At 57.1% G+C, this 12,741-nt stretch carries 3 protein-coding genes; all 3 read left to right on the plus strand.

What is annotated here, in order from left to right:
• The first annotated feature begins 115 nt into the window (after window positions 1-115).
• A complete protein-coding gene (locus tag KKH3_RS12570; protein ID WP_039360061.1) occupies window positions 116-919 on the plus strand; it encodes a phage tail protein in 804 nt (267 codons plus the stop codon).
• Window positions 920-1,224: 305 nt separating this feature from the next.
• Window positions 1,225-10,887, plus strand: a complete 9,663-nt coding sequence (locus KKH3_RS12575; RefSeq protein ID WP_080756541.1) for a putative Ig domain-containing protein — start codon at window positions 1,225-1,227, stop codon at window positions 10,885-10,887.
• A gap of 94 nt (window positions 10,888-10,981) precedes the next feature.
• Window positions 10,982-12,490: a TolC family protein gene (locus KKH3_RS12580; protein WP_039360064.1), complete on the plus strand. Its 1,509-nt coding sequence runs from the start codon at window positions 10,982-10,984 to the stop codon at window positions 12,488-12,490.
• Window positions 12,491-12,741 lie beyond the last annotated feature (251 nt).

Consider the following 12,741-nt stretch of genomic DNA (forward strand, 5'->3'; position numbering starts at 1 on the left):
TTTAAATAGCGATTTCTCTATTTTTTAATTCCTTAAAAAATAATAAGAAGGCGAATTAATTTATTGCAAACCAATGCAGTTCCCCAAGGCCGTGTTTATTGCAAGGAGAGTCAATATGAAATTAACCGCATCACTATTTGCCAAGTCCGCTCTGGCAACATCTCTGGCTATTGTGTCATTCCACTCGGAAGAAGCCTCCGCTTGCGCATACGAACCTTTAATCGGCTCAGTCTGTTATATGGTCACCGACTTTTGTCCGCGAGGATTCGTTCGAGCGGATGGACAGCTACTGCAAATTAATGCCAATCAAGCCCTCTTCTCACTGGTCGGCAACATTTATGGTGGCCAGATGTCTGCGGGCACCTTCGGTGTCCCTGACCTGCGAGGCCGAAGCGCCATCGGCGTCGGTCAAGGAACGGGGCTGAGCGTTAACGTCGTCCGCGGCCAAATGATTGGCGCAGAAACCGCCACGCTAACGGTCAACAATCTGGCAATGCACTCTCATGACGTCACCACCGTACAACCCGCCAATGATAATGTCACCATCCCCGCCATTCCGGGAACATTAAGCGTCGCGGCCACGCTCCCCCTCTCCACCACAGCACCGAGCAGTGGTGGCGCCGCCCCCATCGCGGGTCTCAATTATCTGTCAGCCATCAGTGCCACCGTTCCTGTCGGGGCGGGTACACAGAATGCCACATTCAAAGGCCCCTATGTGCAAAGCAAACCGGCGGCCGGTGCCACACTACCCGCCGATGTGACTGTCTCAGGCAGCCCCACCATCCCCACGTTCTCATTTAAAGTGCCGGAGGTGGTAGTCGGCAATACCGGTGCCAATACGCCTTTCTCTGTCCGTGATCCTGCACTCGGCCTGACCGCCTGCATCGCAGCACAAGGGATCTACCCTGAGCGTCCGTAAGCGTCATCGCCTCTCAACGTCGCCGTACTGGCTCGAAACCTGCCCGTATCGGCGACGTTTTTTATGCTGTACTTCACACCTAGCATCTTTTTTTACAATGGCTTTCGGAAATCAGCGTATTTTTTAATACACATTGATAAATTCACATTTTCAAGAATCGACTTTTAACTTAGATTTACAATAAGACAACAAAATAATCATGTGGCAATCGTTTTTCTGCCATTTTTGTTACGTGACGTTTGGCGTCTCCCTGCAACGTATTTCAGGTTGTGATCACTTGGCAATGATTTTCGGGAGTACCTTTTATGTTATGGCGCCATTTATTACAGACACGCAGAAACGGTGTTCGAGTCACCGCTGAATCAACTCTCTCCTCACCGACACCGCTTGGATTCGTGCTTGAAGCGCGCATGATGTTCGATGGTGCCGTCACCGCGACCGTCAACCAAGCGGATAATGCCCAATCGACTCCCGAAGCGAATCCTACGGTTGCCGCTGACAGCAACGATGCCCCCCATGCCGGTGACGGAACCCAAACGCAAAACAGCCAAGCCGATCATGCAGACAGCCATGATGACACCAGCGGCACCAGCGATATTGCCGTCGCGGGTGAAACCGTGCGCAAAGAAGTGGTGTTTATTGATACCTCGGTCACCGATTATCAAACGCTAGTGGATAACGTTCCGGCAGGAATTGAAGTCGAACTGTTTGATGGCAGCAAAGATGGCCTCAGTCAACTGGTGCAGTGGGCACAAAACCATAGCGGCTATGACGCCATTCATATCCTCAGTCATGGTTCTGAAGGTGAAATTCAGCTGGGTAGCCTGACGCTGGACAGCGACACGGCCAATGCCCGTGCAACTGACTTGGCAACGCTGGGCGCGGCCTTGACAGACTCGGGTGATTTACTGATTTACGGCTGTGATGTGGCACAAGATTCCGGGCAAAGTTTCGTCACCTTGCTGGCACAATTAACCGGTGCCGATGTGGCCGCCTCCAGCGATACCACGGGTGCCAGCGTATTGGGCGGCGACTGGAGTTTGGAAAACCACAGTGGCGATATTGAGACCAGCGCATTGCAGATTGACGGCTATCGACACACGCTTGATGTGAGCGGTACCACGGTGGATTTCCTGATTGACGGTTTTGCCTATTCCACCGGTACGGTGGGTTCCAGTGTCGAGCTGTTTCTCGATGGCGGGTTGGAAGTCGATAGTTCCAATTGGTACGCGGATATCGACCCCGTCACATCAACCATTACCATGACGATGCGTAACGGCATCTATGCCAGTGATGGGTTGACCTCCTTTGACTTCACCTTCTCTGGCGGTACGTTGCTGGCCATCACCTCGATCACCAAAGACAATGCGGCCACCACCAGCGCGGCCGATTTCTCCGCCACGGTGACGGGCACGGATAACACCATCACCTTTCACGTCAATACCAACATGACCAGCGGGGACGGTGTACTGGTCTGGCACTTTACCTCTACCAATTCGGGCCAGCCCACCGATACGACGCCTACTGCCATGGGCAGCGGAACCAACCCCACATTCACTGAAAACGGGACTGCGGTTAGTCTGTTTACCGGCATCAGCGCCGACACCCAAGACAGCGGGCAAACCTTCTCCGGTGCGACATTTACCGTCAGCAACGTAGCAGGCAGCACCGAATACCTGACCCTTCACGGCATCAATGTCGCGCTCAGCAACGGTAACAGCGTCTCCCTCGGCAGCGGCTATGGTTCCGCCAGTGTCAGCGTGAGCGGCGGTATTGCCACCGTCAGCATCAGCGGTGCGACGCTGAGTAACAGCGACATGGGCAGCCTGCTGTCCGGCATCACCTACGGCAACAGCAGCGACAACCCCGGTAATGCCACACGCACGGTCACGCTGACGCAACTGACCGACTCCGGCACCAGCAACAATACCGTTGCACCCAATATCAGCAGCGCCATCACCGTGGTGCCGGTTAACGATGCACCAACCGATATCACCCTGTCGAATACCGTGTTTGGCCAATCCCTGGGCAGCAACGGCACTGTCGCGTCATTGTCAGCAACCGATGTGGATTCCAACAGCTTTACCTACAGCCTGGTGAGTGGCAGCGGCAGTACCGATAACGCGTTGTTCACCCTCAGCGGTAACCAACTGCACGCTGTCGATGCCACTACCATGGCAGCGGGCACCTATTCGATTCGTTTGCAGGTCTCAGACGGCCAAGCCACCTATGACAAGGTGGTGACGCTGACGGTGACCGATGATATCGCCCCTAGCTTTGACCAGTCTCCCGCCGTAGCTAACGCGACCCCTAGCGGTTTTGATCTGAGCGGTAGCGTCAGTGAGGCCGGTAATGTCTACTATGTGGTGGTAGCGGATGGCGCCAGTGCGCCAACGGCCGCGCAGGTGATTGCCGGACAAACTGCCAACGGCGCAGCGGCCACGGCATCGGGCAGTCAGGTACTGAACAGCGCCCCCTACGATTTCAGTTTTACCTTAACAGGACTCGCTGCCAGCACACTGTATGATGTGTATGTGGTGGCGAAGGACAGTAACGGCAATAATACCGTTAGCGTGGTCAAAATCGATGCCAGTACTACCAGCGCAGGCACAGCACCGACCTTGAGCGCCCACGGTAGTAACCCGGTATTTATCGGTGGCATGGCCGGCTCGGTGGATCTGTTCGGCGGCGTTACCGCTAATACCAACGACAGTGGCCAAACCTTCACTTCGCTCACGTTGACCGTTTCCAATGTCACCGACAGTGGCGAATTTATCAACATCGGTGGCAACAACATCAGTCTCAGTGCGAACAGTACAGGCACATTGACCGGCATTGGCAGCTATAGCGTGACACGCGTTGCCGGTACCGTTACCGTTCAATTGACCGGCATGAGCGCCAACAATACTGAAGTCGCGGGCCTGGTAGACGGCATGCGTTATGGCAACAGCAGCGCCAGCGTGACCGCAGCGGCCCGAGCGGTCACGCTGAGCGCTATCAGCGATAGTGGCAGCAGCAACAATAGTGCGGCGCTGAATGTCACTTCATCCGTCAATGTGCAGGCCAGTAACAGCGCGTTGTATGTTACCTCTGGCGACGATACCGGTAGCGATGCCGCCTTCGGCAGTTCTCTGCAAGACGATGTCAATGATGGCGGAGGGCTCAGCCTGCGCGAGGCCCTGTATTGGGCGAATAACACAGCGGGAATCGACCGCATTGTGTTCCAGACCGATGTAACACTGGCCAGTTCCGTGTTGACACCGACAGAAACGCTGTTGATTGACGGGCAAAGTTTCAAACTCAACGGTGGTGGCTATTCCGGTTTTCAGATTGTGACCAGTTCGATCACGCTGGCGATCCAAAACCTGACCCTGACCAATTTCACAACCGACTACAGTACTGACAGCGGCGGCATACTGGGCATAGCACCCGGTATCAGCAACGTCAACTTCCGCCTGTATAACGTCGATATCTCGGGCAATCGCGATACCAACTTTGGCAACGGCGTAATTGATTTGTATAACCTAGGCCCAGGCACAAACAACTTCGATCTGGACCGGGTTACTATTCACGACAACATTCTGTTTGGTGGCCTAAATCAGGAAGGGGTGATTAAACTGTTTGTCTCCGGCACACAGCAAACCGTTTCGTTGTCCATTACCAATTCGGCTATTCATAACAATACTGGCGCAAACCAAGGTACGACGTCTTTCGGCATCGCGGGCCTCTGGCTCATTGCGAATGGATCTAATCCCACAGCCACCCACGTCAGCTTGATGAACACCACCATCACCGGTCAGGATTCAGGCATCATTTTTGAATTCACCAACAATGCCACCCAGTGGGTCGCCGATTTACGCAACTCGCTGATTACCGGTAATACCATCGATGTGGCGGGCTACAATGACGTCAATCAGGCATCAGGCAGCTATACCCTCTACGGTAGCAACAATATCATTGGCGGCAGTGTCGATAAGATATCAGCGACCGATCCACGTCTGGCATCCAGCGCCAGCAATGCCATCAACCAAGGCAGCCGTTTCCTTGTCACTGGCGACACCGATATACGCGGGATGGATCGCGTGCGGCAGGGCAATGTTGATATCGGTGCCTATGAATCACAATTCGCCTCTGGCACCGCGCCACAAGTCGACCTCAACGGCAGCGATACAGGCAATGACTACAGCGCCACGGTCTCGAGCAGCGATGTCAGTAACGGCGTCGCCATCGCCGATGCGCTGGCGACCCTGAGCCAAACCGATGGCGATAGCCGTATTTGGACCATGACGCTGTCGCTAACGGGCGTGCTGGACAGCACCAGTGAATCCTTGTCACTGTCGCCATCCGCCCGGCTGACAGCGCATGCAGTTGGCATCAATGTAACCAGCGATGGGCAAACGCTGACACTGACGGGCGGTGCAACACAGGAAGCCTTCCAGACGGTGCTGCGTGCGATTGTTTATGTCAATGTGGCGGTTGCCCCGAGTGCAGGCGTTCGTACCATTTCCGTGACGGTGAACGACGATGCCAGCAGTAGTGCCACCTCGACCTTGACGATCGTCACCGGGAATCCCCCGGTGGTAGCCACGCCCATCCCGGCACAAAGTGTGGCGCAGGATGGCGGTTTCAGTTTCACGGTACCGGCAGGCACCTTTACCGACCCAGATGGTGATACCCTGACGCTCAGCGCCACGCTGGCTAACGGTTCACCGTTGCCTGCCTGGCTGAGCTTTAACCCCGCCACCGGTACCTTCTCCGGCACGCCGGGCAATGCTGACGTGGGCAGCCTGAGCATCAAGGTTACCGCCACGGATACCACCAATGCCTCAGTCAGCACCAGCTTTAGCCTCACTGTCAACAACGTTAACGATGCACCGGTGGTAGCAACCCCGATCCCGGCACAAAGTGTGGCACAGGATGGCAGCTTCAGCTTCATCGTTCCGGCTGGCACCTTTACCGATCCGGACGGTGATACGCTGACCCTCAGCGCAACATTGGCAGACGGGTCAGCCCTGCCAGGCTGGCTGAGCTTTAATGCCGCCACCGGTACCTTCTCCGGCACGCCGGGCAATGGCGATGTCGGCAACCTGAGTATCAAGGTTACCGCCACCGATACCACCAATGCCTCAGTCAGCACCACCTTTGGCCTGACCGTCACCAACGTTAACGATGCACCCGTGGTGGCTACGCCCATCCCGGCACAAAGTGTCGCGCAGGACGGTAGCCTGAACTTCACGGTACCAACTGGCACCTTTACCGATCCGGACGGTGATACGCTGACCCTCAGCGCCACGCTGGCCGATGGTTCACCGCTCCCCGCCTGGCTGAGCTTTAACCCCGCTACCGGCACCTTCTCCGGCACGCCGGGCAATGGCGATGTGGGGAGCCTGAGTATCAAGATCACTGCCACCGATCCCAACAACGCCGCGATCAGCACCACCTTTAGCCTGACCGTCAGCAACGTTAACGATGCACCGGTGCTGGCTACGCCCATTCCGGCACAGAGCGTGGCGCAGGATGGTAGCCTGAACTTCACGATACCGGCAGGCACCTTTACCGATCCGGATGGCGATACCCTGACGCTCAGCGCCACGCTGGCGGACGGCTCACCATTGCCTGCCTGGCTGAGCTTTAACCCTGCCACCGGCACCTTCTCCGGTACGCCGGGCAATGGTGATGTCGGCAACCTGAGTATCAAGGTTACCGCTACGGATACTACCCATGCCTCGGTCAGCACCAGCTTTAGCCTGACCGTCACCAACGTTAACGATGCACCCGTGGTGTCCGGTACCCTTCCGCCGCAGAGCGTGGCGCAGGATGGCAGCTTCAGCTTCACCGTACCCGCCGGCACCTTTACCGATCCGGATGGCGATACCCTGACGCTCAGCGCCACGCTGGCAGACGGTTCACCGCTCCCCGCCTGGCTGAGCTTTAACCCTGCCACCGGCACCTTCTCCGGCACGCCGGGCAATGCTGACGTGGGTAGCCTCAGTATCAAGGTTACCGCCACGGATACTACCCATGCCTCGGTCAGCACCACCTTTGGCCTGACCGTTACCAACGTTAACGATGCACCGGTGGTGTCCGGTACCCTTCCGCCGCAGAGCGTGGCGCAGGATGGCGGCTTCAGTTTCACGGTACCGGCAGGCACCTTTACCGATCCGGATGGCGATACCCTGACACTCAGCGCCACGCTGGCCGACGGTTCACCGCTCCCCACCTGGCTGAGCTTTAACCCCGCCACCGGCACCTTCTCCGGCACGCCGGGCAATGCTGACGTGGGTAGCCTGAGTATCAAGATCACTGCCACGGATACTACCCATGCCTCGGTCAGCACCACCTTTGGCCTGACCGTCACCAATGTTAACGATGCACCCGTGCTGGCTACGCCCATTCCGCCGCAGAGCGTGGCGCAGGATGGCGGCTTCAGTTTCACGGTACCGGCAGGCACCTTTACCGATCCGGATGGCGATCCCCTGACGCTCAGCGCCACGCTGGCTAACGGCTCACCACTCCCCGCCTGGCTGAGCTTTAACCCTGCTACCGGTACCTTCTCCGGCACGCCGGGCAATGCTGACGTGGGCAGCCTGAGTATCAAGATCACTGCCACGGATACTACCCATGCCTCGGTCAGCACCACCTTTGGCCTGACCGTCACCAATGTTAACGATGCACCCGTGCTGGCTACGCCCATTCCGCCGCAGAGCGTGGCGCAGGATGGCGGCTTCAGTTTCACGGTACCGGCAGGCACCTTTACCGATCCGGATGGCGATACCCTGACGCTCAGCGCCACGCTGGCTAACGGTTCACCGCTCCCCGCCTGGCTGAGTTTTAACCCTGCTACCGGTACCTTCTCCGGCACGCCGGGCAATGCTGACGTGGGTAGCCTCAGTATCAAGATCACTGCCACCGATCCCAGCAGCGCCGCGATCAGCACCACCTTTGGCCTGACCGTCAGCAACGTTAACGATGCACCGATAGTGGCTACGCCCATCCCGGCACAAAGTGTGGCGCAGGATGGCGGTTTCAGTTTCACCGTACCCGCTGGCACCTTTACCGATCCGGATGGCGATACCCTGACGCTCAATGCCACGCTGGCGGACGGTTCACCGCTCCCCGCCTGGCTGAGCTTTAACCCTGCCACCGGCACCTTCTCCGGCACGCCGGGCAATGACGATGTGGGCAGCCTCAGTATCAAGCTCACTGCCACCGATCCCAGCAGTACCGCGATCAGCACCACCTTTGCCTTGACGGTGACTAACACTAACGACGCACCCGTGGTATCCGGTGCCATTCCGCCGCAGAGCGTGACACAGGATGGCGGTTTCAGTTTCACCGTACCCGCCGGCACCTTTACCGATCCGGATGGCGATACCCTGACGCTCAGCGCCACGCTGGCGGACGGTTCACCGCTCCCCGCCTGGCTGAGCTTTAACCCTGCCACCGGCACCTTCTCCGGCACGCCGGGCAATGGCGATGTGGGCAGCCTGAGTATCAAGCTCACTGCCAACGATGGTGATACGTCAGTCAGCACCACCTTTGCCTTGACGGTGACTAACACTAACGACGCACCCGTGGTGTCCGGTACCCTTCCGCCGCAGAGCGTGACACAGGATGGCGGTTTCAGTTTCACGGTACCGGCAGGCACCTTTACCGATCCGGATGGTGATACCCTGACCCTCAGTGCCACACTGGCGAACGGTTCACCGCTTCCCACCTGGCTGAGTTTTAACCCTGCCACCGGTACCTTCTCCGGTACGCCGGGCAATGCTGACGTGGGCAGCCTGAGTATCAAGCTCACTGCCAACGATGGTGATACGTCAGTCAGCACCACCTTTGCCTTGACGGTGACTAACACTAACGACGCGCCCGTGGTATCCGGTACCCTTCCGCCGCAGAGCGTGGCGCAGGATGGTGGTTTCAGTTTCACCGTTCCCGCTGGCACCTTTAGCGATCCGGATGGCGATACCCTGACGCTCAGCGCCACGCTGGCTAACGGTTCACCGTTGCCTGCCTGGCTGAGTTTTAACCCCGCCACGAGCACCTTCTCCGGCACGCCGGGCAATGCTGACGTGGGTAGCCTGAGTATCAAGGTTACCGCCACGGATACTACCAATGCCTCAGTCAGCACCACCTTTGGCCTGACCGTCACCAATGTTAACGATGCACCCGTGGTGTCCGGTACCCTTCCGCCGCAGAGCGTGACACAGGATGGCGGTTTCAGTTTCACCGTACCGGCAGGCACCTTTACCGATCCGGATGGCGATACCCTGACGCTCAGTGCCACGCAGGCGAACGGCTCACCGTTGCCCGCCTGGCTGAGTTTTAACCCTGCCACCGGTACCTTCTCCGGCATGCCGGGCAATGGCGATGTGGGCAGCCTGAGTATCAAGATCACTGCCACCGATCCTAACAACGCCGCGATCAGCACCACCTTTGGCCTGACCGTCACCAACGTTAACGATGCACCGGTGGTGGCTACGCCCATCCCGGCACAAAGTGTGTCGCAGGACGGAAGCCTGAACTTCACGGTACCGGCAGGCACCTTTACCGATCCGGATGGCGATACCCTGACGCTCAGCGCCACGCTGGCGAACGGTTCACCGCTCCCCGCCTGGCTGAGCTTTAACCCTGCCACCGGCACCTTCTCCGGTACGCCGGGCAATGGCGATGTGGGCAGCCTGAGTATCAAGATCACTGCCACCGATCCCAACAACGCCGCGGTCAGCACCACCTTTGGCCTGACCGTCACCAACGTTAACGATGCACCCGTGGTGTCCGGTACCCTTCCGCCGCAGAGCGTGGCGCAGGATGGCGGTTTCAGTTTCACCGTACCGGCCGGCACCTTTACCGATCCGGATGGCGATACCCTGACGCTCAGTGCCACGCTGGCGGACGGTTCACCGCTCCCCGCCTGGCTGAGCTTTAACCCTGCCACCGGCACCTTCTCCGGCACGCCGGGCAATGCTGACGTGGGCAGCCTGAGTATCAAGATCACTGCCACGGATACTACCAATGCCTCGGTCAGCACCACCTTTGGCCTGACCGTCACCAATGTTAACGATGCACCCGTGGTGTCCGGTACCCTTCCGCCGCAGAGCGTGACACAAGATGGCGGTTTCAGTTTCACCGTACCGGCAGGCACCTTTACCGACCCAGATGGCGATACCCTGACGCTCAGTGCCACGCAGGCGAACGGCTCACCGCTCCCCGCCTGGCTGAGCTTTAATCCCGCCACCGGCACCTTCTCCGGTACGCCGGGCAATGCTGATGTGGGGAGCCTGAGTATCAAGATCACTGCCACCGATCCCAACAACGCCGCGATCAGCACCACCTTTGCCTTAACAGTGACCCGCACAGAGATTGCTGGCGGCGATCCTCAGTTCCGCGTGTCTGACGGAGCCACCTCACAACAGCCTGGCCGCAACGCCAGCACATTCTTCCCGACAGAAGGCGGCCCGCAACAGACGCTGAACTTACTGATCTCCCAAAATTCACTTGGTGGATTTAATGCCGGACGTGCAGCGGGAGAAAGTTCATTAATGTCCGCAATCTTCGCCGCCTCACATCAAGATAGTGCCAAGAGCGCGACACCAGGCAGTCAGCTAGCCACCACATTCGCGCAAAGTCTGGCTCAAGTTACCGGCACTCGGCTTGATAGCTCGCTAGGTTCTTTCCCTAGCTTTAGCAAAGACCCGGTACTGGGCGGCACCACCTCGCTGGCCAGCGTTTTTTCTGGAATTTATCTCCCCTCACTGACCCCAATGGAGGTGTTTGCCGGCGGCAGTTGGAAAGGCGTCGATATTCAATCGGGCTCGGTGCAAAGCGCAGATCGGGTGCTAACACCAGCCAGCGCAGCATTCACCCCATCGCTGCATCGGCAATTACAACAGATCGGAGAGGCTGAAGGACAACGTCTGGCAACGATTGAACAGGCGCTGCACGATCGGGGTCAGCAGCAGGGATAACAATAAGACTACAGCAGAAGGCGCGCATTCTATGACAATAATGTTAATGGCAAACCGGTTATCGGCAATAACAACCGGCAGTAGCAATGGAATAGTGGTAAGGGGTCGCAAACTTTTCAGCCTAAGTGCATTGGTGCTGGCGCTCAGCGGTTGCGCCGTCACCAGTGACCCCATCACCAAGGCTGAAAGTGTGCAACGCAGCCAGCAGGATCGGATAACGATGTTCAGTCAGCAGGAGCCGGTCACCGCGCCTATTGGCCTGTATGATGCGATGGCTCGGGCGCTGAAATATAATCTCGAATCACGCTTAAAGGTGATGGAAAATGCCCTGGCCCAACAACAGTTGGAACTGGCTCGTTATGACATGCTGCCAAAACTCGCAGCATCCGCTGGCTACGTCGGGCGTAATAACATCAGCGCCTCCAGTAGCCGTAGCGTCGAAACAGGACGGACTTCCCTTGAACCATCCACCTCACAAGACCGCGATCGTGATGTGGCTGATTTGACCATGGTGTGGAATGTGCTCGACTTTGGTGTCAGCTATGTCACAGCGAAACAGAAATCAGATCAACGTTGGATTGCCGAAGAGCGCAAACGCAAAGTGGTTCACACCATTCTGCAAGATGTCCGTTCAGCGTACTGGCGTGCAGTAGCTGCCGAACGATTGCTAGGTCAGATCGACGGATTGATCGCACGGGTGAACCAGGCGCGTGACGCCAGCGAGCGTATGACAATGCAGCAGGTCGGCGATCCTATTGAGGCACTGAGCTATCGACGAGCGCTAATCGATGCCACCCGTCAGTTGGAAGAACAACGTCGGGCGCTCTCCCTGGCCAAGACTGAGCTTGCCACCTTAATGAACCTGCCACTGGATACGCCGTACAAATTGGCACTGCCCAGCAGCAGCGAACAGATCGTGCCACAGTTGAACGTGGATGAAAAAACGCTGGAAGAAGCCGCGTTGGTGAGCCGTCCCGAACTGCGTGAGCAGGATTATCAGGTGCGCATTCATGCCGCTGAAACCCGTAAGGCGCTACTGCGTATGTTACCGGGTATTGAATTGAGTGCTGGCGGTCATTACGACAGTAACTCCTTTTTGGTCAACAACAGTTGGGCAGATGTCGGGGTCAAAGCCACCTGGAACCTGTTTAACCTGATATCAGGCCCTGCGGCACGTAAGGCGGCAGAGGCCAACGAACAGGTCGCGGAAGTGCAGCGCCAGGCTATGTCGTTAGCCATTATGGCGCAGCTATATGTGGCTCGCGCCAACTACAACGAGGCGCTACGCCAGTATAAAACCAGCGCAGAGCTGCATGATTTGGATGGACAAATCGCCCAACAGTTGAGAAATCGCTATCAGGCCAACAGCATTGGCGAGTTACAACTGATTCAAGGAGAGCTGAATGCGCTGAACGCCGACCTGCGTCAGGATCTGGCCTATGCGGAACTGCGTAACAGCTATGGACAGATTATTTCTAGCGTTGGGTTGGACTTGTTACCTAAGACCCTGCCATCCGACAAGCTGGTCGATATCAGTCAGGCATTGCGTCAGTCCGAAAGTGACTGGCAGCAAGGTAAGATCAGTACCCTGCAATCGTTCTAACACCGCCGCCCTGATGCCTGCCATCAGGGCTATTTCCCCCTGTAGCTTCACACCTGGATAGCCTGAAATACCATTTTTCTCGGCTCGCCATGCTCTTCCCTTCCCTCTCGTGATTATGACTATCGTGCAGTCCAAAAATAACGCGATGTTATCTCACGGTTCGTAGCGATGCAGTGCGAAATAAACGGTAATAAATTCAAATGAAAGAATATAAAAAATGCAGAGATTTCTGCTTTTTAAGTAATATACTT

The organism is Pectobacterium actinidiae (genome assembly GCF_000803315.1).
GTDB classification, from domain to species: Bacteria; Pseudomonadota; Gammaproteobacteria; order Enterobacterales; family Enterobacteriaceae; genus Pectobacterium; species Pectobacterium actinidiae.

Coding starts and splice junctions, on each gene's coding strand:
- KKH3_RS12575 (WP_080756541.1), top strand. CDS start 1,225: ATGTTATGGCGCCATTTATTACAGACACGCAGAAACGGTGTTCGAGTC.
- KKH3_RS12570 (WP_039360061.1), top strand. CDS start 116: ATGAAATTAACCGCATCACTATTTGCCAAGTCCGCTCTGGCAACATCT.